Origin of the sequence: Granulosicoccus antarcticus IMCC3135 (genome assembly GCF_002215215.1) — a bacterium.
Lineage (GTDB): Bacteria > Pseudomonadota > Gammaproteobacteria > Granulosicoccales > Granulosicoccaceae > Granulosicoccus > Granulosicoccus antarcticus.
Genome location: NZ_CP018632.1, coordinates 7,432,882 through 7,456,026, shown reverse-complemented (window position 1 = coordinate 7,456,026; position 23,145 = coordinate 7,432,882). Strand labels below are relative to the sequence as shown.

Here is a 23,145-nt window from a genome sequence, read left to right as displayed (position 1 = left end):
ATGAAAAATACTTCTCTCTTGCTGACGGCCATGTTTCTGATGACACCGTTCATCCATGGCTGTGCTTCTACCGAAGAGCTTTATGCGCAATACGACGAGCAGGCTTGTCGTGTGGCGCTGGAGCAGGCACCCAGCGGTATAACCGTCGTACGTGAATTGTCGACAGACGAAACCATGACCTGGGAGCCGGTGGTTCGCTTCGATCTGGAAATGGACGTCCTGGGCCGTCAGGCGAAAGAGCGGCTGGATCGTGATGTGGCGGTGTTGGAGCGGTATCCGGAGATGCGAGTCAGTGTACGTGGATTTACTGACGCCAGTGGTGACAAGGACTTTAATGCAGCTCTGGCAAGCAGGCGTGTCGATATGGTCGCAGCCTATCTGCTCTCAAAGGGCGTGACATCGGCGCGGATGGATAAAGTGCCTCTGGGTGAAGGGTTGCCGTTACAGATCGCCGAACCTGAAGCCAGGGTGCCTCTCAACCGCCGCGTTGAATTGTTACTGCTGGATGTGAATGGCAATCCGCTTGCCTATCAGGTGGGAAATCTGAATGATTATTGATGGGGTTTGCCTGCCTGACAAGGTGCATCGGAGACGTTGGAATCTGACTGAAAGACTGCTGAGTTGTTTGTGCCTGTCTCTGTTGCTTTGTGCTGCGGCCATCGCGGCAACACCGGTTGGTAGTGTCATTAGAAATCAGGCCAGTGCTACTTATAAAGATTCGAATGGGGTTGAACAGTTTACAACTTCGAACATTGTTGAAACAACCATCCAGCAAGTTGCTGGAGTGGAGTTGACGCAGGACCAGAATAAACTGACGGCCAGCGGTGGTGAGGTCAGCTTTCCACATGTTCTGAGCAACACCGGCAACGGTGCGGATACGTTTACGTTGATAGCAAGCAACCTGGCTGCTGGCGATGATTACGATTTCAATTCGATTGAAATATTTGCTGATATAGATCAGAACGGTGTTGCCGATGACGCAATCGCACTGACAGAATCACCCGCATTGGCAGCTGGGGAGTCGTTCCACTTCGTCATTGTCACTGGTGTGCCGGGTGTTGCCGGCGCTACGGATACCGCTGGCATGGAGGTGGTTGCCACGAGTAGCTTCGATACTGGCCAGAGTGTTTCGAACACTGACTCGGCAACGGTGACCGCTGCCGCCTTGATCGATGTCGTGAAGTCCATGAGTGCGCTGGGGGGAGATTCACCCGATGGCCCTTTTACCGTGACGTTGAGTTATCGTAACGACAGTGCATCAAGTGCTGCGGGTGTCACCTTGATAGACGCTTTGCCCGCGGGCATGAGCTACGTTGCAGGTTCAGGCCGTTGGAGTGTCACGGGCTCTCTGGTGCTCACCGATTCGAATTCTGCAGATGTGCAGGGCTCAGCACCTGCAAGCATTCTTTATTGCGCCTATGAGGCGGGCTGTACTGGCTTGCCCGAGGCGGTGCAGGATGCTGATTCGAGCAGTGCCAATCAGGTGACTGCCATTCTCAATGAAGTTGGCCCGGGGGAAAGTGGAACCCTAGAGTTCGATGTCACTATCGATTCGGACGTGACGGCCATTGATCTTGTCAATACGGCCGAGTTCGAATACGACGGTGGCGCAGGGACAACGGCTCGCGTGAATACCAACAGTGTCGCATTTGCGGTGGCTCAGGCGGTTGGCGTGGTCGCCAACGGGTCTGATTCAAGTTCTGTGGATGGAACGGACGAAGCAGTAACTGTTGCAAGCGCTTTTCAAGGTTCCACTGTTGCATTTGAGAATGTCATCTGGAATACAGGTAATGGCACTGATTCCTTTGATGTCATCGTTGACTCCGGCAGCTCGACTTTCCCGGCTGGCACGGCTTTTCAGTTGTTTCAGGGGGATGGGCTGACACCTCTGGTCGACAGTAGCGGCAATGGCATTCCTGATACAGGCCCGCTGGCACCTGCTGGCAGTTATCGGGTGGTACTCAAAGCCAGTCTGCCACCTTCGGCACTGGGTGATAACGGGGGGGCAGGTTATCAGGTGACGAAACGGGCACGGTCGACTACGGATCCGAGCATTTTCAATGATGTGACGGACAGCCTGGGCCAGATTCTACCCAGTTCGGTGGATCTGACCAATAATGCGGCGACCGGTAATGCCGGGGCTCTGGGAGAGGGCGCTGGCCCGGAAGCAAGTGCCGAGGTAAGCAATGTGGCTATCCCGGGGAATACGACACAATTCATTCTTTATGCCAGCAATATTGGCAATATCGACGATACATTCGATCTGGCTGTCAGTACAGATTCCACCTTTGCCAGTGAGACATTGCCTGCTGGCTGGAGCGTCACCTTTCGTTCCAGCGACGATACTACTGATGTGTCCAGTACCGGCAATATCGCCGTCGGCACATCGGTTCGGATTCTGGCAGATGTCAGCGTGCCAGCCGGGCAGGCTCCCGTTGAGCAAAGTCTCTATTTCAGGATTCTCTCACCGGCAACGGGTGCCGTGGATGTGTTGCATGATGCTGTTTCGGTCGTTGATGCATCGACATTGTTACTGGAGCCAGACTCGCACGGTCAGCTGGAGCCGGGCGGTGCTATCGTCTATACGCATCAGCTCAAGAATGTGGGCAATGCAACGATTACCGGAATTGATCTGTCAACGGTTGATAGTCTGGTTGCCGATGGTTGGAGCTCTGCCGTTTATGAAGATACTGATGACGATGGAGTTTTTACGGCGGCCGATCAGCTGATCAGTACGGTCGCCGCCTTGCCCGCTGGCACAACGAAAGTCTTGTTCGTCAAGGTGGTTGCGCCTGCCAATGCTGCATATGGTGCGGCAGATACTACTCTGCTGACAGCCAGCTGGAACAGTGGCGCCGACTCGGTTGAGGCCAGCAATGTGACAACCGTCGATGCTGGCGACATCGGGATTGTCAAAGAGCAGGCACTGGATCTGGGCTGTGATGGTGTGCTCGATGGGGCCTATACGCGTCAGCCATTTGCGGTTGAACCCGGTAACAACTGTGTTCAATATCGCCTCACGGCAACCAATGCCGGTGTTGAACCCGTCTTCAACGCCATTATCCAGGATGCAACTCCCGCCTTCACCGTCTACCGATCATCGGCGACATGCTCGGCTACAGTCTGCACCATCACGGAGCCGGTTGATGGTGGCACAGGCCTGGTCACCGGAGAGGTCGCAACCGTTGAGCCCGGTGAAAGCGTGGAGTTTATCTTTGCCGTGGTGATCGAATAGTGATTGGCAAGGACACTGATAACAGAGGCTATATGGGCAAGCCGATCAACAAGTCTGGACATGCTGTGCTTTCTGGTACGTCGGTTCAAGCTGGGTTTGGCAGTTGTGTGCGTATCATCTGCATGCTGGCCATCGTATTGTTGCTCTTGCCCTCAGGCAAGGTCCTGGCGGAAGGCTCCTGGCAGTTGGGGATGTTTGAAGGGCCAACGCATACACAAATAATGACAGAGACCAACACGGGCACGGGTACGAACGTGTTATACGTCGATATTCTGTCTGCGACTGAGGTTATCAACATCCATGCCTGCGGACTGGCGAATAATCATCGGATCCAAGTCGAGATATTCGATGCCTTTGGTAGTTCTCTTTACGCGCCCGCAAGCAGGACGGCGACCGCTCAGAATTTCAGCTGCTCGAGTGACCTCAACACCACATTCGATCCGGCGGTCACCAATCCTTTCCAGTTTACCGCACCGGTACCGGGTACCTATGAGATTCGTCTGTCAAACCTCGACCACTCGTATTTGAATCTTGTTGACGTTACTGTCACGAGCAGCACGTCGGACATCATTGATCCACGCGCCAATGGCGGGCGTCTCTGGTCTACAAACTGGGACTTTAATGCCAATGGCTATGGCGATGATGTTGCAACTGATGCAGATATGTATGTGGTTTCCGATGGCGGCTTCTCTGGTACCTATTATATCTGGCAGCTTGATCTGAACAACTTCGCCGGATTCGCCTATACCCTGAAAGCCAACGATCTTGGTGTCAACAGCCCCAACACGGCCGGTGATGTGGTGGCTGGTATCAGTGTGCCCAGAGGCGGTAATTCGGTTAGCGATTTATATCCGATCTATGTTGCCTATCCTGAGAAAGATTTCCCGCGACCTACCAATCAGCTCATCGTTTCCAATTTCTATTTCAGCGATGAGGAAGGTGTCGATGGCACCATCTCTCCAGGTGATACCTCAGGAAGTCAGGATTATGGCTTTTTTCACTTCACCAGCAATACGACTTCCTCTGCGGTCTACGAGATTGTCATCGATACTGGCGACGGTGCTGGCGGGGGCCCTGATGGGATCTTTGGTCTGGGTGATATATTCCTGCGCGGCAATGCGGTGTTTGGCGAGAACGAAGTTGGCTGGAATGGCACCGATAATAATGGCGTCTTGATACCGGTTGGCAGTTACTCGTCGCAAATGACATTGCGTTCCGGCGAATTCCATTTCGTTTCGGATGATGTGGAGACCAGTGGCGGCGCCGGCAATGTCGGCTTGAAAATCAATGAGGCAGTCTCGACTTTTTCGAGTATTCCCACCGTCAACTATTGGGACGACTACACCGTTCTGAACGGTACAGAGCCGAATGCGTTCAATGTGAATGGCACCTATGACGCAGATCATAACTGGGGGGACTTCACGGCTACCAGTTTTGGTGATCAAACCTATATCGATACTTACGCCTTCGGTGACAGTGTCTCGCCTGAACCTATTGCTGTCGGCATTGTTGAATCCGATGAAGCACGGCCATCGATCTCCAAGGCGTTTACGCCAGATATTGTCACTGTCGGTACAACATCCGTCATGAGTTTCGAGATCACCAATAACGGTATTACCGCCCTTACGGGCATCAACTTTACCGATGCATTGCCGACGGGGCTGGTGCTGGCAGAGGTGCCGACCCCCATCAGCATCAGTGGTACTGGTTGCACGGGCTATACAACCAGTCCAACAACCACAGCCGGCGGCTCCAGCTATGACATCATCAGTGGCACCTTGCCTGGCAGCGGTACCTGCACCATAGAGATAGATGTGCAATCGAGTGCGCCAGGTGATTACAATAATACGACCAGTGGTGTCGGATCGCTCCAGGCAGGGGTCAGTCCTGCCAGTAATACTGCAACACTGACAGTTGTGCCGGCAGCGTCAGGTCCACCCTTTGTATGCGATAGTACCTTTTATGTGGATGCGGGTGGGGCTACCTCGACCAGACTGTATACGGTTAACCGTGATGCCGGAACCTACGCCCTGGAGGAATTCACCGGCATCAACTATGCCCCGACTTCAGGTTATGCCTTCAACGCGCTCGGTTTCAACCCGGTGGACGAATATCTATATGCCATCGTGACAGACTCCACGCTGGGTAATTCGGTCGCCGGTACCTTGCTGCGCATCGATAGCGAAGGTGCGATCACTGATCTTGCCGTCGCCGAACCGGGGCCGACCCTGGCGTATATGCCGGCAGTCAATACGCGTTTCCGAGGTGGGGCCTTTGACGAGGCTGGGCTGTTCTATATCATCACCGATGCCGGCGGCACCTCTCCTCTGGACGAACGCTCGCAGATCATGACAGTGGATGTGAGCAGTTTTCCGACCCTTGTGGTGGCACGTGCCACACATGGACTTGATATTCAGGATGTCGCGGTTCATGAAAATGGCACCGTTTACGCGTATGAAACGGGTGCTGGTCTGGTGACCATTGACCCAGAGACCGGGGCTGTCACCAATATTGGCGGCAGTTTTGCCGGTGAAGTGGGCAGTCTGTTCTTTGACAGTCGCAACGATTTGTTCATGAGTGTTGACGATGGCACTTATTACCGTGTCGACCTGAGCACCGGGGCTACCAGTTTCGTTGCCAATGGTACTGCTGCAACATTGCATGATGGCGCTAGTTGCAACTACGGAGTGGACTTTGAGAAGTCGGTGGAGTTTTCACAAGTCGAGGCGGGCGGCACCGCCACCTATATCTTCAGTCTCGTTAATCAGACTGACGGTGCATTGAGTTTTGACCTGTCAGATTCTTTGACGGATGGTCGCACCTATGTCGCTGGTAGTTTGCAGAATGCCTTGGGAGGCAGTGCGAATACCTATGCTGATACCGGTAATTTTATATTGACCGGAGTTGCATTACCGGCTAATAGTGTTGAGGAGATCCGCATAGATGTACGGTTCCCCGGTGAATTTCCGCTGGGTACTGTCTACAATCAGGCGCTATTGAGCAATCTGCCTGCCAATCTGGGGACGACAATGGTCTCTGACTTGCCGGGTACGGCACCCTATGAAAGCCCGACGCCTGTCACCGTCATCGGCAGGCCGTTGATTGGTGCTGCCAAAGCGGTGGCTGTCGCCGGTTCGGTAGTGACTCTGGATTTTGTGCTGGAAAATCCGGGTGCATCTGATTTGAGTGATGTCGCGTTGACGGATGATCTGGATGCGGTGTTCGGTGCTGGCAATTACATCGTCAGTGCCGCTCCTGCCTTTATTATAGACCCTGGCACCTTGACCCTGAATGCAGGATTTACCGGCAATGGTGCCCAGACCAACTTGCTGGACAGTGCGGGTAGCAATACGCTGCTCATGGGGGCCACCGCGCGCATTCGGATCGAAGTCACCGTCATCAATGAAGCAGACCTGGGTAATGGCCCGGGTGTTTATAGCAACCAGGCAAGTGCTGCAGCTGATACCTCCCTGGGTACTCGTATAGGTGATTTGTCTGATGATGGTCCGACCCCCGATACTGATGGAGACGGGGATCCGACTGAAGATATTGCCAGCGGTGGTGACTCTGATGAAAATGATCCAAGCGTATTCACTATCTCGTTTTCTGATGCACTGTCCGGTGTGGTGTTTATCGACAATGGCAGTGGTGGTGCAACGCCACACGATGCGCTGCCAACAGGCGGTGAGCAGGGCTATGGTTCCATCACCGTGCAGGCGCTTGACCCGCTCAATGGCAATGCGGTGGTGGCTAGCACCCAGACAGCTCCGGATGGTAGTTACACCCTGGAGGTGCCGCCCAGTTTGCCGGTAACCATCAGTATGGTGCCGCCCAGTGGTTATCTGCTGATTGCGGAGAGCGTCGGCGATAGCGGAGCAAGCAATGCGAACATCACTGATGGGCAGTTGTCCTTCACGCCTGCTGCTGCAACCGATTACAGTGGTCTGAACTTTGGCCTGGTCAAACAGCCCACATTGCAGCCAGATCAGGTCGCTAGCACTACGCCAGGTTCTGCGGTTGTCCTGTCGCATGTATTTCGTGCCGAGAGCAGTGGCAATGTGACGTTTGCTTTTGCCGATATCATCAACGATCCTGCCACCGATGGCTGGACTCGCACGCTCTATCTTGATAGCGATTGTGACGGCCAGCAAGGTAGCGGGGACTCACCATTGAGTGGCACATCGTCGGTCTCTGCGGATGGAGTGTCGCTAATCTGTCTGCTGGTCAAGGTATCGGCTCCTGCCAATGCCCCACCTGGAGCACTGGCCACTCACGCACTGGTTGCAACAACCGTATTCTCGGATCCTGCTGCCACAGGCCATGGAGTCACGAGCACTCAACGAGTCAATGATTCAGTCAGAGTGGCTGGAACTGCCAGCGGTAAGCTGGTACTGCGAAAAGTCGTAGTCAACGTCACGCAGGGTAGTCCTGAAAGCACTCTGGGCGGTAACGCCCTGCCTGGTGATGTCTTGCGCTATGTGATTCGTTTCGAGAACACTGGTGTGGGGTCGATTACCGATTTGCGTATCAACGATGGCATGCCGGCATTCTCCTTCCTGGACTCAACCATTGTCTGTCCAGGATCTTTGCCCGTCACGCTCACCAGTTGCACACTTGCCTTGCCTGCGGCAGTCGATAATCAGAATGGCTATGTGGGCAATATTCAGTGGGCATTTGACGGCGCGCTGGCACCCGGTGCGTCGGGTGAGGTGCAGTACGATACGGTTGTCGAATAAGGGTTGTCGAGCGAACCAGCTGAAAGCCACAACAGCCCGTTAGATTACAGGGCGAGTCATGGCCGTGGTTCAGGCGCTGGTTCAGGCCGCTCTGGCAATCCAGTCACTGATCAATGTAAGTACCCGTTCATCCATATCCTGTTTTGCCAGGCGTACGTAGTGGCGAGTGGATGGGGCATCCGGGTCGATGCGCATGATATGCGTCATGTCAGGTATGACATGCGATTCGAAAGGGCCTTGCAGCACTGATTGCAACTGTTGCAGATCCGATGCCTGGCTTTGCAGATCTTTGGAGCCGGCAATCGCCAGCGTGGGAATATTCACCTGGGCATGAATGGCCAATGGGTCCTGCTGAATCATTTCCCTGATCCACTTGGCATTGATGGTCTGTTTGCGAATCTTCATGGTGGCTCTGGATGATTTCATGATTTTTGCAATCAGCTTTTTCTGTTTGGCGATCTGATCTCCTCCCAATCGCAGAAAGAAACGGAACAGCTTGCCTTTGAGCCCGGGAAGATCGGTAATTTCCTGCAGCGCATTTTGTGCCTGTCGCTCGATGACCGCCGCATAATTCTCGGTAGAAGGTGCCAGCATGATCAGTCCGACAATGGCCGGATAACGGGCTGCCAGTTGCGCACCAATCAGAGCGCCTTCTCCATGGCCCAGCACGAAGAGTTGTGTGTCCTTGAAGTCCACGTGAGTCTGCAGGTATCGCAGCCAGCGCGAAGCATCCTCAACCAGGTCTGTATGGCCGGCGGCATCGATGTTACCGGTACTGATGCCGCAGCCTCGTTTGTCATAGCGAACACTGGCAATGCCAGCTTGCACAAGATGCTCTGCCAGCGTGTTGAACAGGTTCAGTTGCAGGTTTGAGGAGTTCTGATTTCTATCCAGTGGACCACTACCGCCGATCAACAGAACCGTTTGTGTGGCTGGGCCACTATTAGGTCGAGTCAGCGCACCTGCGAGTGTGTGGCCCTCGTTATCGATGGATATATTGTCTTCGATCATTTTTCACAAAATTCTGGAGTTGGTGACGTTATTTTGTCACATCGGGTCAAAGTCAATTACAAAACAGAAAGCTTATGGCCCCCTAGTTCGGGAAGCGAACAAGACTACTGCCCTTGAATCACATTAAAGGCTATTGTCTACAGAGTAACCCTGCCTTGCGGCAGGCTAGTTGATGGCTGCTGAGTATCAACTTACAAATCGGAAAACAATCAGGGGACCATATGAAGATGGGTAGTTTCAAATCAACTGTATCGACACTTACCCGGATTCGACAAGTTTGCCTGTTGTCGATGCTTACTGTCAGCTTGTCGGCGTGCAGCGCCATTGGTTTGAACACTCCCTGGAGTCAAAGTGAGAGTGAGAGTGCCTCACTCGACCAGAAGCTGATAGCTGAAAACCTGGTTAATACCCTGGCGCAGTTTCCGCATCTGAACCCTTTGATGTCTACTGTGCAGGCACTCAAGCCTGCCTCATCTTTCGCTCGGGATGTCGAGGATGAGCTGCGTGAGCGTGGCTACAAGATTGAACGTATCAGCGCGCCTGAAGGGCTCTACCGGGTCAATGCAGAGATCCGGCAGGCAAGCCAGCAAGCTGATGGTGAGCCGCTTTACATGTTGACTATCGGGCAGGTGTCGGCAGAGCGTGCCTATAAGGTAATTGCTGACAAGACTGTGCCGGTCAGCGAGCAGATCATACGGGGCACTCGGCAACGCACGGTTGCTTTGAATGACGATATCTTCGAGGTCCCGCAAAGCGAATACAGCGTGGTGGCGTTCAAGGCTTACGAAGGTCCGAGCATCGAAGATTTGCTGGCTCCCCCTGCGCTGGGCGCCGCCAGTGGTAGTTGGTGGAAGCCTGAGCCAAAGACGGTGGTCAAACGCAATATCTATGAAACCATGACATCCAACTATCAGGGTGTTTTTGCCGGTTACGAAGATATTGACCAAAGCATACTGGTATTCCCCAACGACTCTTTGCGTCTGGGCGATGTGAACAAGGGAATCATCGAACGCTTCGTCGCGGAGATGGACCCGAATACCGACATACTGTCTGTTATTGGCTGTAGCCACGGCGAAACAGAAATCAGTAACGGCAATAGCTTGCTGGCACTGGGTCGGGCAAATCGTGTCAAGGAAGCTCTCATGTTCTCCGGACTGGAACACGATCAGATCCTTGATGAGGGTTGCTGGGCACCACAACTTTTCGACGAAGTCATGCCGCGCCGAGGTGTTGTACTGACGCTTAAGCGGCAGAGCAAATCATGAGTCGGCGTGGGTGCGAGGGTGAGCACCAACCCCCGGTAATATGCTCGGGTCGGTTGGAACTGGCTCTGGTGCTAGGCAGTGCTTTATTGTTTGCTGGTGCCTCGCATGCTGATACCACGACACCGTCAGAGGACGCCGCGCCTGCTGCCATCATCATCTCCGAACCAGAATTCAGTTTCTGGGTAGATGCGGCTCCCATGACGATGGTTATTGATCAGATGGCGGCTCTTGCCGGCAAAACTGCCGAGATCGAGGGGCTGGCTGAAGTGCCTGTTTCTGGACGTTTCAGTGGGTCTCTGGACAATTTGCTGAGAGTCTTGTCGAGTCAATATCCGGTTGCTTTTGATGTCGAAGGCGATGTGTTACGTGCAAACGATGCCAGCGCTCTGACCAGTGTCTCGATTGCCATGCTCAGCACCGAGCTGGATGGTGAATTGAAAGATGAGTTGCAGGTCAGTGAAGGGTCGGGAAACAAGCTTGAATTTCGAGAAGATGCAGTACGAATCTCGGGCCATCCTGCGTTCGTAAGACGCACAGCCACCTCCATTACCAAGGCATTGGTCAGGGCTCGAGGTGAGGCTTTGGCAGGGGCGCCTGAGTCTGAGCCACAGGCTGTAGATACCATTGCCGATGCGGGTTCGGTGGAAGTATTGGCAGATATTCAGGACGAAGGCAAAGCACCCACGGATCAGGCGAGTCTTTCGAAGCCGATTCGCTGGGTTACGGATATTCCCGGTTACAACACGTTCTGAACTAAGGAAGGCAAGCATTCGATGAAATTCCTCAGACCCTCAACGGGTTCAGATCGGCAGAAGTCGTCATCTGAAGCCTGGCCGCTCAAACTGAACAGAGCTTTGATTGCCCTGGGCGTCATCGCCTTCGGGTTGATCGTCACCGACCGGCTTCTGGAAGCGTTCAGGGCCGGTGATACGCCCGACGATGTCGCACAGATCGAAGGCTCTCAAGTGGCGGAAACTGAACAAGCGGTGATTGTTCCTGTGGTGGTTGATCAGCCTGAAGCGCCACAAATCAGAACCGAGTCACTACAGGAGCTGCAGAAGCTTCTGGGTAGCCGGCTGGTGTTTGTATCAGCGACTACCTCCGCGGCTGCGATTGGAACTGCTGCTGCCTCGGTGCCAGGCTATGTTGTCACTGAAGACGAGCGGCGGGTTGCCGTGGGTGAAGTGGTTGAAGGCGATATCACTCTGGCCGAGGTGACTACACATCAGGTTATTCTTGATAACGACGGCGAATTGATGATTTTTGGCTTGCCGGATCCTGCTGTCGAGTAAAGGCTCGCACCATGAGGTGATCCCCGAGGGCAAGTTAAACAGTGTTGCAGCTTGCCGGTGATCGTCTTTCATGATGGAAAGGTGACAGTGCAGTTCCTACCTGTTGGGTTGTTTGGGTCAATAGCTCCCGTATGATCCGCCTATGGGAAAAGTGCCAGACAGGCACTTAGCGGGCAGTCAGCCGCCCCCGAAAAATCACCTAAAAATTCAAGGAGCTACCCAGATGATGAAATTGCGACCATCTCTATCGTACACACTTGCCCGTTCGATCAGAATATCGACGATTGCGGTCCTCGGCTTGTTAGTTGGCGCCTGCTCCAGTAGCGACAGCTCTGATAATAATAATGGCGGTGGTGATACTGACCCGGCGACTACTGAGCCAGGTGAGGTGCCCGTGGTAGATGTGGAGGTTGTCGAGCTGGAAACTGTAGAGTTCATCCCACCTGCGACGGCTACCGAGAATCTCTACGAGACACTGGTTGCCAGTGGCGAGTTCACGCGCCTGCTTGCGTTGTATGAACGGGCCGGCATTTCCGATTCCCTGAAAGGTAGCGAGGCGATGACGTTGTTTGCGCCAACTGACGCGGCCTTCGACGCGCTGGATGTCGCCATCGGTAACGGTGTGCTTGATTCCTTTACTGCCGCCGAGCTGGCTGATCGACTGCAATACCATGCGGTGCTGGCCAATGCACTAGACAGTACGGCGCTGCGCGACATTGACGGGCAGGCGCTGGAGATGGCTAACGGATTGCCAGCGGCTTTCACAATCAATGCTGACGGTGATCTGATGATCAATAATGCAACGCTGACGATACCTGGTAGCGTGGGCAGTAACGGTATCGCATATACCATCGATACGGTCTTGACTCCACCTGTCCGGGTGACAGATCCGAACGAAAATATTCCGGCACCGACTACAGACGATATTTCCACTTTCCTGTTGCGACAGACCAACTATTCAATAATGCTGAACCTTATCGAGCAGGCGGGCATGACTGAGTTGTTGCAAGAAGACAATGGTGGTCTGGGCTGGACCTTGTTTATTGCCCCTAACGCCTCCTTTGAGCAAGGAGAGGAAGATGTATTCGAACTGGATATGAATGGTGCCATGGAGTTGGTACAGCGGCACCTGTACCCCGGAACATTGACCACAGAGCAGATGCAAGAGGGTGATCTGGTCATGAGCTCCGGCAGCGTGAGTATTGTGCGCGATGCAACCACCGGCTTGAGCGTTGGCGGAGCCACCATCGTCGGTCGAGACCGGGTAGTGGGTAACGGTATTATTCAATTTATCGACAAGCCACTGGTTTCAACAGGTAGCTAGCCTTCTGAGTGGCATGGCGGCAGGTTTATTGCTTCTCGCAGGTCTTTAACCTGACTTGAGTGTCTGCCGTCATGCCAAGAATTTGCGCAAACAGTGAATGACTTACGCATGAGGGCGATGTGTATGACGTTCCATGCCGTGTGTCTGTCCCAGCTTGTTGCCTGTGGTGGCAGTAGCGGTAGCGTCTCAGAGTCGACATTGGATGCGGATAATGCATCCAATGGTTTTGTGGTTATCGAGCAACGGTCTGAAAAGTTCGTATTCGATGCCTGGTTTACCCGTACCCCGCTGTCACTCAATCGTCCTGCACGGCTCTGGGAAAACGGCACGCAGTTTTGCGATAGCCCGGAGATACTCTCATTGAGCGAGGAGAGCCGGATTGCGGATAGCGAGTTGCGAGCTGGTACGCAATGGCGTAAGTCTCTGTTTGCAGGTGAGAGCATCGATATCAGTTCCAGAGACGGCACACTGATCAGTCTGCAGGCCCAGAGATACGGGGATGCCGTGCTTTATGCGACGGATGAGCGCTGGATTGATGCGCCACTACCCGATGATGCTCATCTAAGCGTGTCAGGCTCCGAGACCTTTCCCGCATTTGATTCTGTGGCACTGGCGCCAATGGCTGCTCTGGTTCGAGAATTACCGGTGACTGGCATACTGCAGGCACTGGCAGCCCCGATTGCCTGGCAGGCTTCTACCCATGCCGATGATCGAATCGAACTGACGTTGTCTGGCCGTGCGGGTTTTACTGACGGATCCGGCCTGCAGAGGGTCAAGTGCTCACTGGATGATAATGGCGGCTTCACGTTGCCCGATGTGGTGCAGGCGGCTTTGTCAGGTGAGTCCTCTGCGCAGGTCTCGCTGGTACGCAAGCGTGAGACACGCTTGCGCTCAGGAGAGGCAACCTTGAGTGTCGTCCAGATAAGCTACCCCTGAGGTTTCAGTCGTCGATGATGACGGCATTGCTCAGGTTCCTGAGACGGGGCGGACGTGTGGCATCGACATGATTGTCCAGAAAATGCAGACCGTCCAATAACGAGCGGCGTGAGCCTCCCAACCCTCCCGTGGATATTTCGTAGGGAATACAATTGTCTCTGGCGACTATCGTGTTGTTGCTGACGATATTTGGGCCATCCTGTACCACCAGAGAGGTGCCCTCGTTGCAGACAAAGGTATTTCCGGAGACAACGTTGCCTTCGGAGGTATCGGTAAATTTGCCGGGCAGTCCGTTGAGGGTTGCACACCACCCCAGAGAATGATTGCGGCCCTGGCGTGAGGCTATTTGCAAGCCTGTGATGCCGGTGTTGACGAAGCGATTGTCGTTGATACGGTTATTGTTCGGTGGGGTTGCACGAATGACGGGGCAGACAATCCCCAGAAGCTCGCCACAGTTCTGATACACATTGATGCCGCCTTCGCGGTTGTTGACGAACAAGGTGTTGGATATCTCGCTGTCGTACGTTGAATCAATGGCAATCGCCTCACGTGTGAGGTTGTTGCTGATGATCGAATTGGTTATGCGTACTCCATGGCTACCTGAATCCGAATAGATGGCAATACGTTCCGAGTTGTCGATGTTGACGTTGTCGATGCTGACATCCTCACTGAAATTCCCCAGATAGATGCCTGTAATGACGTCCTGAATAGTGAGATTCTTGAATGTCAGGTTGCGATGACCGATCGGTAGTGGTTCATCTTCGCCTAGCTTGCCATCGGCACCCAGCTCGCCGCCAAAGAAGCGGGTTGCCTGAATGCCCATGTGGTTGGTGCCTCGCAGTGTGCAGTTTTGCACGGTGATGTCCGATAGCGAGCGGTCATCCTGCAGGCGCACCGCAGGCTTGCGACGAGCTTCTGTAGTCGCGGTGCCGCCGGGTAGTGAGGTTCGCCCCCAGCCGTGATCGATAGTGCCGCCTGCGCAGTCCAGGGTGCGCTCACTGCGGTCGAAGTACGCTGTAATGGGAAGTGAGTCTGTAGCCGAGCAGAACGATACATCGGCATCCATGACAATACAGGTGTGCTCAGTGATATCTGCGGTAGACAGACAGCCTGGAAATTCACTGGCATGGCGAATGTTTGTGCACTCTGCCAGACGCTCATCGACATGGGGCAGGGCGCAGTTGATAGGTTCTCGTTCGGCGTGGGTGATGCCGATGCAGGCTGTCAGAGACAGTGCGGTGCCGGACAGTAGCAGTAGCAACTGGGTTTTGACCAGTCCCTGGTGCCGAGTGCCTGAGGCGATAGGGTTGAAAATATTCATGCCCATCAAGCCAGCAATTCGCGGGCCTTTTGCGGACAATAAAAAGGCCAGCACGAGGCTGGCCTTCAAATATATCCGGGGTGCGCGGCTAGTGCCGCGCCAGACGTAACGTCTTAGTTAAAGATCATGCGAGTTGCAGTGGCATCAACTTCAACGCGACGGTTCAGCTGACGACCCTCGGCAGTATCGTTGCTGGCAACAGGAGCAGTTTCGCCCATGCCAATAACATCCATGCTCAGGTCCGGGTATCTGGCAGCAATGATGTCAGCAATAGTCTGAGCTCGCTTTTTGGACAGAGCCAGGTTGTATTCCTCTTCACCGCGGCTGTCTGTGTAGCCGATAACCGTGATGCCGGTAATGCCCTTGTACTCAGACAGAGCTGAGAACATGTCATTCATGACCGCTTCACCCGCACTGGTCAGTTGTGCAGAATCTGTGTCGAATAGTGTTTGTTCGCTAAATTGACGTGTGTCGATCTTGCCCTGTGGGGCTGCCGGAGCTTCAACAACTTTAGGCTCTTCAACGACTGGAGCTTCAACTTCAGCTACTTCTTCGACAACGTCTTCAATGCCTTCGCAGACGTTGATGGCCGCATCGTCAGAAAATGTGCCGGTATGCAGGCATTCATCAAGTCCGGTCTTCAAGACCATGCCGCCAGCGGCAACATAACTGTCTCCGGAGGCTTCAACGTCGCCTTCTACTGCTACCTGGGCAGAAACGCCAAGTGAGATCAATGAAAGGCAGGCACCTAACGCAATCGCTTTACCAGTGTTCATGTTTGTTCTCCGTAGTGGTTATGTTTTTTGCTGCAAGATCTTGATAATGACAGACTCGGACAGAGCCGGTGTTCCAAAAGCATGAACACGTGCCAAGACAGTACGCTCGGACAATGGCGGGGGAGTCTGATGACTCCCCCGCCGGTAGTGCTTCTTACTCAGTAACGCTTTTCGCAGTCACTTGAACTTCAACACGACGGTTCAGCTGACGACCTTCACGGCTAGAGTTAGTCGCAACCGGGCTGTCTTCACCCATGCCGCTGCTAGAAACGTCAGCATCAGGATAAGCTGCTTTCAGGAATGCTTCAACAGAAGCTGCACGACGCTCGGACAGGCCTTGGTTGTAGCTGGCTTCGCCAGTCGCATCGGTGTGACCGATAACGCTGATAGCACTGATTTCCTGGAATTTCTCGAGCTGGTTTACCAGATCAGCCATTGCCTGTTCGCTGGCAGAGTTGAGTTGGTCAGAGTTGTTGTCGAACAACGCTTCGCCACCCAGTGTTGCTGTTGTGACGATCGGCTCTTTCTTGACAGGTTCTGGAGCTGGTGCTGGCTCAGGAGCTGCTGGTACTTCGGCAACTTCTTCCGGTGCATCTTCGATACCTTCGCAAGCATCGATTTGCGTGCCGTCAGCATGCAGGCCAGTTTGCAGGCAGTCGTTCAGACCTGTCTTGATAGCGTTGCCTTCGCCATTGACGTAACCAAGGTCGTCGCCGGCAGGAACTTCGATGGTGCGATCCAGAGCCACACCGTCTGCGAATACGACGCTGCTACCCAATAGCAAGGCCGCGATTGAACTGACTGTACCGATATTTCTATTCATAGCTAGCTCCCACTAGTTGACATTTGAATAACAGAATATTTCTAACTGTTGACGTCGGCACCCGCAAAAGACCGGAATCGGTCCAAGGCTGATACTGATTGCCATCAAATTACCTTCAAACGATAACAAGTCGTCACCCGGTGACGTTGATCTCCGGTAAAGCATGCAGACTTGTTGTATTTTTGTCTTATATAGCGGTAAATACGTTAATTGTAAACTCTCTCCACCGTATTCGTGTGTGAAAAAAACAACAACCACCGTCTGACCACTGCCAAGACTCGAAACAGAGTGTAGGCTATCCACCACGTTCCATAAGCAAAAGGACACTTGCTGATGCGTTTTTCCACGCCGGATTGGCAAGGATGGTCAAAATCTGCCTTCAAACGCCTGAATATTGACACTCAGTGCGTGATATGTGCTCGGCAGGGGCGCGATTTTCTTGATCTGTGTGATGACTGTGAAAGTCAGATGCAACATTGCCTCCATACAGACGCCTCAGGTTATACGAGCCGTCTGTGTTTGGCCTGCGGTGTTCTGTTGTCAGGTACGGGAGATCAAATCTGTGGAAACTGTAACGATTCGAGCAGCCCGTTTCTCCGCATTGTGGCGCCATATCGGTACGAATTCCCGCTCGATCGCCTGCTGCATGCATTCAAATATCGTAATCAGCGCGTTCTGGGTCGCATATTCGGCGTGTTGCTGGCCAATTCGGTCAGAGCCGTTACACCGGAGGGGATGGCGTTACCTGTTCGACTGATTCCCGTGCCGCTGCATGCTAGTCGCCATCAGGAGCGTGGTTACAACCAGTCGGCTGATATTGCCCGTTGGTGTGCTCGTGATCTGGGTCTGTGCACCGGCAATCAGGTCGTTACACGCGAATTCGATACCGGCTCACTGGCCGGTCTCAACCGAGTTGAGCGTCAACTCCGGATTCTAGGTGCATTTCGGGCCCATCATTCGGTGGCCGGTCAACATCTGGCTATCGTTGATGATGTCTTGACGACGGGCTCTACAGCCCGGGAGCTGGCCCGCGAACTCTATGACAGGGGCGCGCTCTCTGTTGAGCTATGGGTATTGGCGCGGACATCCAGAGAGCGTTGAGCCGGGCTGCTGATCTCACTGGCAAGCATGCGGCGCACGGCCTCGGGTATGTCGGCAGTCTCTGTGGGGCTTAGCGATAGCCATAGCTCCTCATACTGCTGGCGTAAACGCTGTGATTGTTCAGCCAGTCGGTTCAAGCCGGCGTTGATGGCCGTCGAGGTCTGCAGAAGTGCTTCATTCAGGCCCAGTCCGACACCGCGATAGGCGGCTTTTGCTCGTGAAGGCTTCAATTTGCGTTGTACGAATGCCGGGATTGCCCAGGCAAGGGCCAGGAGCAAGGAGCCGTTGACGGCAAAGTTGCTTCCCAGGTAGGCAGTCGGGTCAGTGCCACCTGCCGCAAAACCGTTGACGACGCGCCAGGCGATCCAACCCATGGCACTCAGCGGCAACAGCAGGCAAAGTACACCCAGCCCCGAGTGCAGTCGTCGCTGCCAGGCACTGCCGGGCAATGCCAGAGAGCGGTTGACGGCATCATCAACCGTCATGGCAAAGTCACGTCGTGCACGTGCATAGGGTTCGGCCACAGACTGCTTCAGGGCAGACAGGGGGAGTGCTGAATTTTGTGACTGTTGATTGAGAAAATCAGCCAGAACATTGTCGAGTCTGGCCAACAGTGCTGCATCGACTAGAGGACCGTTTGGCAGGCTCGTCTTTGATTCTGGTTGTTTGCGCCAGCGGCTTAACCAGGAGCCTTCCTGTTCGGCGTAATGTTCGGCCAATTGTTGGGCTTTGGTTGCCAGAGTGTCCGCCAGATTGCGCGTTGATTGTTGCCAGTGGGATTGCCAGCGTGTCTGCAACTCCTTAATCGATTCATCATTACCCAGGCTCTCAAGCCAGGGGTCGCTAGCCGATTTGAGGGATTTCAGACGTGCCAGAATGCCGAGCTCATTCAGTGAGTTGACAATGGATTGGTCGGCCAGCTGTTCCAGTGTCGTGCGCAGGGCTTCAAAATCATCCTCAGTGGCGTCTGCTTCCGGGGAGGCCACGCGGGAAGAATCGCTGCGAAAAATCATCGGTTCGCTCAGGCCGGCAGCTGCTAGTTGTTGCCGGAAATCCTCTAGCTGGACAGGGTCGCCACGATCCCAGTGGTTCATGACAAACAGCCAGGCATGTTCCTGTGCGTGCTGCAGCAGCAGGCGCCAGCCTTGATCATCACGATAGCGATCCGGGCTGACCACATACATGACAACATCCAGATGAGGTAGCCAGAGGTCGACCAGGTCACGATTGGCTGATTCGACGCTATCAAAATCGGGCATGTCGATGAACAGTACATGCCGGTAGCGGTCATTATTATGCAGCGCTGTGCGCATGCGCTCCATGGGAAAGGCGTTAGGCAGTCTGTCAACCGATTGGGACCGGTGCACGTATACGGTAATGTCGCGCGATGTCGGCCTCTCGACACTGGCCCGTGCGATTGCCTCACCTGCAATCCGATTCATCAGAGTACTCTTGCCAACGCCGGTGCCGCCGAACAGTCCGGCAACCAACGGCCGATCGCTGCTGTCGAACAGTAATCCGGGCGAGGCAGTAGTAGTGGTGCTCAATGCATCGGTGGCATTGCTGGCAAGCCAGCCGGCATCGATAGCCTGGCTGGCCCACGCTTCTAGCGCGTGTCGTTGTGCCGCAGGAAGGTCGGACATGGGAGGCGTGTCTGCAAGTAGGAATTCGGGGCTTGAACAATTCACGGTCAGCACCATTGCTGGAACCAGACCGACGTCAGTCACTAAGGATACACGGATACATCTGTGGAGAAGAGTAGCAAAATCAGGACAAGTGGAACCATGCACAGATCTCTGGAAGCTTGTGCGCGTTCGCTGGCCGATGACCCCGCGCTGGAGTTCCCCGAGCAGCCCGAGTCCCGTGGCGCCCTGGACGCAAAAGCGTTGCATCGGGCCTATCACGATGTTCAACTCCAGCGCCGCTATGCCCCCGAAAATGGGGTGGCGGCAATATTGTTCAACATTCTGGAAACCGAACGTTACGAGGCCCTGGGTGCTAATCAATATGCGGGGGTGCAGAAGAATCTGGATGCTCGTCGCCATCCGCAGGTGCTAGGTGAGACGAATCATTTTGTTTCCGAGGCGCTGACCGCCGGAGCGCCGGCCGCCGGAGCGCCGGCCGCCGAGGTGCCGGCCACGATAGAGCCGGGTTCAGGGGAGGCAGTGTTGCTTCGCTTGCAGCTGGCTTTGCGCTTTGTCTGTCGTCAGGCCTTCCGCCAGAGGGTGACAATCGGTAGTCAGTCTGATTCGCTGCCAGACTTGAATACGGAGCTGGCCCTGATCAACACGCATTTGCAACCGCATCTGTCGAGGCTGGTGGAACTGCTGGGTGAGCAGGCGTTGTTCGCCCAACTGACCCGACAGCTCTGCGTGAGTCTGGCAAATGCCAGTGCTGGCGACAGTCATGCAATGGTGTCAGGCGACACATCATCGCCAGATGACATGGTGGAGGAAGACTCTGAGGTGCCGGATGAAGATGAGGACGAGTCTGCATCAGAATCTGATGAGCCTGAAAGTGCCGAACAGTCCGAAAAATCGTCCGATGAGGTTCCGGATGATATGCAGGGCGAATCACAGCAGACGGATCAACTGGCCGAACAGGCACTGGATGAGGCGCCTGCTGCCGGGGTGGATCCAACCATCGTGCTTATGGAAGGAACTCAGCCGTATCGCGCTTTTACCACCGATTATGATGAAGTGCTGCTTGCGCGAGACTGGGCTGACCAGGCAGAGCTGCAAGGCTGGCGTGATGAGCTGGACCAGCATATCGAAGTACATGGTCGCCTGGTACGGCGCCTGGCGACACGGTTGCAGCGTGTCTTGCTGGCTCGGCAACGGCGGCATTGGGAATTTGATCTGGAAGAGGGGTTGCTGGATTCGATGCGACTGGCTCGACTGTTGACTGATCCGTTGATGCCATTGAGTTTCAAAGCGGAGAGCGAGATGCCCTTTCGCAACACCACCATGACCTTGTTGATCGATAATTCCCGCTCGATGCTGGGTCGACCCATCATGATTGCTGCGGTGTGTGCCGACATTCTGGCCCGAACCCTGGAACGCTGTGGTGTCAGCGTCGAGATTCTCGGTTTCACCACGGTTCATCTGCATGGCGGTCAATCAACCGAACGCTGGGTTGAAGCCGGAGAGCCAGAAAACCCCGGACGTCTGAATGATCTTCGCCACATCATCTACAAATCTGCCGATACTCCCTATCGCAGCGCGAAACGCAGTCTTGGTCTGATGCTCGATCGGGACATACTGAAGCAGAATATTGACGGTGAGTCCCTGCAGTGGGCTCATCAGAGATTGATGAAGCGACCGGAGGAGCGGCGTATTCTCATGACCATTTCCGATGGTGCACCCGTGGATACCAGTACGCTGGCTGCCAACCCCGGCGACTATCTGGCGCAGCATCTTCAGCAGGTTGTCGATGACATCCAGCGCTCTGGGCACGTGGAGCTGTTGGCTATCGGTATTGGGCACGATGTGAGCCGTTTTTACGAGCATGCCGTGAGCATCTTTGATGCGCGCCAATTGGGTCCCGTGATGCTCAATGAGCTGGAATCGCTGTTTCGTCAGGCAGCTTGATGTGTCAACTGTGCACAGAAACACCGTAGTTACTCCCGTAGCTGAGCTCTGCGGTATAGTCGCAAGTCGAGTGCAACCACCACCTAACCGGCAAGGAGAATGACAATGATTAAAGTAGGCGACAAGATTCCTGCGATCTCACTCAAGCAGATGACGGCTGCAGGTCCTACTGATGTGCCTTTGGCTGACTATTGTGCAGGGCGCAAGGTGGTGATTTTTGCTCTGCCGGGTGCTTTTACACCGACCTGTTCTGAAACTCACGTGCCTAGCTTCATCGATAAGGCCAAGGCGCTGCGTGACAAAGGTGTGGCTGCCGTTGCTTGTGTTTCCACCAGTGATTTCTTCGTGATGAATGCCTGGGGCAAATCACTGGGAACGGGTGACAGTGTTGATATGCTGGCAGATGGCAATCACGAATACACACGTGCAGCGGGCATGACGCTGGATCTGAGTGCGGTAGGTCTGGGTGAGCGCTCGCAACGTTACGTCATGGTGCTTGACGATGGTGTTGTCACGTATCTGGCTGTTGAAGAGGATGCAGGTTCTGCTACCGTCAGTACAGCAGACGCGGTGCTGGAACAGCTGTAGGTTCTGAAGCTGTAAAAGGCGCGTGGCCCCGTATGGGCCACGCTGCCAATACCTTAGAATTTAAGGCTGGGAATGATCTGCTTTTTGCGGCTTACCACACCCGGTAATCTGACGGTATCGCCCGTGACCGTTGCATCAAAGCTCTTCTCGGCTATCTGTTTGACCAGATCGTTGGGCACCAGCAATGTTGCCTCTTCAGCCAGAATGTCAATCACGAATAACAGTAGCTGGTCAACCTGATCTTCACTTGCCACGCTCGGCATTGTTTGCATCAGGCTCTCCTTGCGTGCAAGCACTGTGTCGGCAGAAGTGGTTTCCAATACAGAGATACGAAAACTCTTGCCACCGATATCGTACTGCTTGGAATCCATGCGCAATAACTGGGCATCGGAGAATCTGGATATATCAGATTTTGCAGCGAAAAGCTCGGCGGCATAATCAGGAATCGATAGTTCCAGCTCTGCGGCGATTTTCTCAGCCACTTCGCGATCGCGATCCGTCGTGGTCGGCGAGCGGAATCCGAGGGTATCGGACAAGATGCACGAAAGCATGGCCCCCTTGATTTGTTCTGGCATATTCGCAGCCTTGTCACCCATCAAGTCGTGCATGATCGTGGCGGTGCAGGCGACTGGACGCACGGTGATAGTGATTGGCTTGAGTGTCTTGATGCCACCCGCCAGCATGTGATGGTCGATGATCTCGAGAATGTCGGCCGAATTGATACTCGCAGGCAGCTCGGCAGGGTTATTGGTGTCGACAATCACGACTTTGTCATCTGCACTGACGTCATCGATGATCGTCGGGGTGTTGAAGCCCCAGCGCTGCAGCATGAATGCCGCTTCGGTATTGGGTTCACCCAGTAGGCAGGCCTCTGCTGGTGTGCCGCAGATTTCCGTCAGGTACCAGGCCCAGATGAGAGGCGAGCCGGTGGAGTCGGTATCGGGAGATTTGTGGCCGAATACTTTGATAGTCATGGAAAAGTTGCCGTTGCGATCGTGTTGGTAGTGCTGCAGCATTGTAATGCCAATCGAGAGTCGCTGCTGACCATAACTCTTTGACTCTGCAGGACGTAAGTGGGCATGATCGTTGGCAGAATAGATCGATGCATGGTTGAAAGCCGAGGAGAATAAAGTGCGAAGTAGACAGG

17 protein-coding genes are annotated in these 23,145 nt (G+C 54.3%); 11 read left to right on the top strand and 6 right to left on the bottom strand.

Annotated features, from left to right (window positions below; translation table 11 throughout):
• The 3 genes from IMCC3135_RS32355 to IMCC3135_RS32345 are packed head-to-tail and all read left to right on the top strand — an operon-like array spanning position 1 to position 7,971.
• Positions 1–558: an OmpA family protein gene (locus tag IMCC3135_RS32355; protein WP_157736488.1), complete on the top strand. Its 558-nt coding sequence runs from the start codon at positions 1–3 to the stop codon at positions 556–558.
• Positions 548–3,235 (top strand): DUF11 domain-containing protein, encoded by a 2,688-nt coding sequence (locus tag IMCC3135_RS32350; RefSeq protein WP_088921356.1) that lies wholly within the window; start codon positions 548–550, stop codon positions 3,233–3,235. Before IMCC3135_RS32355 ends, IMCC3135_RS32350 begins: the two co-directional genes overlap by 11 nt.
• Positions 3,235–7,971, top strand: coding sequence for a DUF6923 family protein (locus tag IMCC3135_RS32345; RefSeq protein WP_088921355.1), 4,737 nt, complete (start codon positions 3,235–3,237; stop codon positions 7,969–7,971). Before IMCC3135_RS32350 ends, IMCC3135_RS32345 begins: the two co-directional genes overlap by 1 nt.
• A gap of 81 nt (positions 7,972–8,052) precedes the next feature.
• Here IMCC3135_RS32345 and IMCC3135_RS32340 read toward each other — a convergent pair whose 3' ends face one another.
• Positions 8,053–8,982 carry an alpha/beta hydrolase gene (locus IMCC3135_RS32340; RefSeq protein WP_088921354.1) on the bottom strand — a complete coding sequence of 310 codons (930 nt, stop codon included), beginning with the start codon at positions 8,980–8,982 and terminating at the stop codon, positions 8,053–8,055.
• Positions 8,983–9,266: 284 nt separating this feature from the next.
• On the opposite strand from IMCC3135_RS32340, the gene IMCC3135_RS32335 reads away from it, so the two are divergent.
• The 5 genes from IMCC3135_RS32335 to IMCC3135_RS32315 all read left to right on the top strand — a co-directional run bounded on the left by IMCC3135_RS32335 (position 9,267) and on the right by IMCC3135_RS32315 (position 13,799).
• Positions 9,267–10,247, top strand: coding sequence for a hypothetical protein (locus IMCC3135_RS32335; RefSeq protein WP_157736487.1), 981 nt, complete (start codon positions 9,267–9,269; stop codon positions 10,245–10,247).
• Positions 10,244–10,999 carry a hypothetical protein gene (locus IMCC3135_RS32330; RefSeq protein WP_157736486.1) on the top strand — a complete coding sequence of 252 codons (756 nt, stop codon included), beginning with the start codon at positions 10,244–10,246 and terminating at the stop codon, positions 10,997–10,999. The genes IMCC3135_RS32335 and IMCC3135_RS32330 overlap by 4 nt, the downstream gene beginning before the upstream one ends.
• Before the next feature lie 21 nt (positions 11,000–11,020).
• A complete protein-coding gene (locus tag IMCC3135_RS32325; RefSeq protein WP_088921351.1) occupies positions 11,021–11,539 on the top strand; it encodes a hypothetical protein in 519 nt (172 codons plus the stop codon).
• Positions 11,540–11,762: 223 nt separating this feature from the next.
• Positions 11,763–12,863: a fasciclin domain-containing protein gene (locus IMCC3135_RS32320; RefSeq protein WP_169727557.1), complete on the top strand. Its 1,101-nt coding sequence runs from the start codon at positions 11,763–11,765 to the stop codon at positions 12,861–12,863.
• A gap of 123 nt (positions 12,864–12,986) precedes the next feature.
• Entirely contained in the window at positions 12,987–13,799 is an 813-nt protein-coding gene (locus IMCC3135_RS32315) for a hypothetical protein (RefSeq protein ID WP_088921349.1), read from the top strand.
• A 4-nt stretch (positions 13,800–13,803) separates the two neighbouring features.
• On the opposite strand, the gene IMCC3135_RS32310 is transcribed toward IMCC3135_RS32315, so the two are convergent.
• The 3 genes from IMCC3135_RS32310 to IMCC3135_RS32300 form a co-directional block, all read right to left on the bottom strand.
• Positions 13,804–15,120 (bottom strand): right-handed parallel beta-helix repeat-containing protein, encoded by a 1,317-nt coding sequence (locus tag IMCC3135_RS32310; protein WP_157736485.1) that lies wholly within the window; start codon positions 15,118–15,120, stop codon positions 13,804–13,806.
• A gap of 113 nt (positions 15,121–15,233) precedes the next feature.
• The gene (locus IMCC3135_RS32305; RefSeq protein WP_088921347.1) at positions 15,234–15,896 is read right to left on the bottom strand and encodes an OmpA family protein; all 663 of its coding nucleotides are present in this window, start codon (positions 15,894–15,896) and stop codon (positions 15,234–15,236) included.
• A 154-nt stretch (positions 15,897–16,050) separates the two neighbouring features.
• Positions 16,051–16,719 carry an OmpA family protein gene (locus tag IMCC3135_RS32300; RefSeq protein ID WP_088921346.1) on the bottom strand — a complete coding sequence of 223 codons (669 nt, stop codon included), beginning with the start codon at positions 16,717–16,719 and terminating at the stop codon, positions 16,051–16,053.
• A gap of 333 nt (positions 16,720–17,052) precedes the next feature.
• On the opposite strand from IMCC3135_RS32300, the gene IMCC3135_RS34595 reads away from it, so the two are divergent.
• A complete protein-coding gene (locus IMCC3135_RS34595) occupies positions 17,053–17,820 on the top strand; it encodes a ComF family protein (protein ID WP_088921345.1) in 768 nt (255 codons plus the stop codon).
• Here the strand turns inward: IMCC3135_RS34595 and IMCC3135_RS32290 are convergent.
• Positions 17,757–19,463, bottom strand: coding sequence for a GTPase (locus IMCC3135_RS32290; protein ID WP_157736483.1), 1,707 nt, complete (start codon positions 19,461–19,463; stop codon positions 17,757–17,759). The two genes, IMCC3135_RS34595 and IMCC3135_RS32290, sit on opposite strands and share 64 nt — an antisense overlap.
• 141 nt (positions 19,464–19,604) lie before the next feature.
• Between IMCC3135_RS32290 and IMCC3135_RS32285 the strand changes: the two genes are divergently transcribed.
• The gene (locus tag IMCC3135_RS32285) at positions 19,605–21,410 is read left to right on the top strand and encodes a cobaltochelatase CobT-related protein (protein WP_088921344.1); all 1,806 of its coding nucleotides are present in this window, start codon (positions 19,605–19,607) and stop codon (positions 21,408–21,410) included.
• 105 nt (positions 21,411–21,515) lie between these two features.
• Positions 21,516–21,998: a peroxiredoxin gene (locus IMCC3135_RS32280; RefSeq protein ID WP_169727556.1), complete on the top strand. Its 483-nt coding sequence runs from the start codon at positions 21,516–21,518 to the stop codon at positions 21,996–21,998.
• A 53-nt stretch (positions 21,999–22,051) separates the two neighbouring features.
• On the opposite strand, the gene IMCC3135_RS32275 is transcribed toward IMCC3135_RS32280, so the two are convergent.
• Positions 22,052–22,972, bottom strand: coding sequence for a manganese-dependent inorganic pyrophosphatase (locus tag IMCC3135_RS32275; protein ID WP_088922198.1), 921 nt, complete (start codon positions 22,970–22,972; stop codon positions 22,052–22,054).
• Positions 22,973–23,145 lie beyond the last annotated feature (173 nt).

Bases quoted from the DNA above. Each gene is read 5' to 3' on its own strand.
- IMCC3135_RS32355 (WP_157736488.1), top strand. From the start codon at position 1: ATGAAAAATACTTCTCTCTTGCTGACGGCCATGTTTCTGATGACACCG.
- IMCC3135_RS32350 (WP_088921356.1), top strand. From the start codon at position 548: ATGATTATTGATGGGGTTTGCCTGCCTGACAAGGTGCATCGGAGACGT.
- IMCC3135_RS32340 (WP_088921354.1), bottom strand. From the start codon at position 8,982: ATGATCGAAGACAATATATCCATCGATAACGAGGGCCACACACTCGCA.
- IMCC3135_RS32330 (WP_157736486.1), top strand. From the start codon at position 10,244: ATGAGTCGGCGTGGGTGCGAGGGTGAGCACCAACCCCCGGTAATATGC.
- IMCC3135_RS32325 (WP_088921351.1), top strand. From the start codon at position 11,021: ATGAAATTCCTCAGACCCTCAACGGGTTCAGATCGGCAGAAGTCGTCA.
- IMCC3135_RS32320 (WP_169727557.1), top strand. From the start codon at position 11,763: ATGATGAAATTGCGACCATCTCTATCGTACACACTTGCCCGTTCGATC.
- IMCC3135_RS32315 (WP_088921349.1), top strand. From the start codon at position 12,987: ATGACGTTCCATGCCGTGTGTCTGTCCCAGCTTGTTGCCTGTGGTGGC.
- IMCC3135_RS32310 (WP_157736485.1), bottom strand. From the start codon at position 15,120: ATGAATATTTTCAACCCTATCGCCTCAGGCACTCGGCACCAGGGACTG.
- IMCC3135_RS32305 (WP_088921347.1), bottom strand. From the start codon at position 15,896: ATGAACACTGGTAAAGCGATTGCGTTAGGTGCCTGCCTTTCATTGATC.
- IMCC3135_RS32300 (WP_088921346.1), bottom strand. From the start codon at position 16,719: ATGAATAGAAATATCGGTACAGTCAGTTCAATCGCGGCCTTGCTATTG.
- IMCC3135_RS34595 (WP_088921345.1), top strand. From the start codon at position 17,053: ATGCGTTTTTCCACGCCGGATTGGCAAGGATGGTCAAAATCTGCCTTC.
- IMCC3135_RS32290 (WP_157736483.1), bottom strand. From the start codon at position 19,463: ATGTCCGACCTTCCTGCGGCACAACGACACGCGCTAGAAGCGTGGGCC.
- IMCC3135_RS32285 (WP_088921344.1), top strand. From the start codon at position 19,605: ATGCACAGATCTCTGGAAGCTTGTGCGCGTTCGCTGGCCGATGACCCC.
- IMCC3135_RS32280 (WP_169727556.1), top strand. From the start codon at position 21,516: ATGATTAAAGTAGGCGACAAGATTCCTGCGATCTCACTCAAGCAGATG.
- IMCC3135_RS32275 (WP_088922198.1), bottom strand. From the start codon at position 22,972: ATGACTATCAAAGTATTCGGCCACAAATCTCCCGATACCGACTCCACC.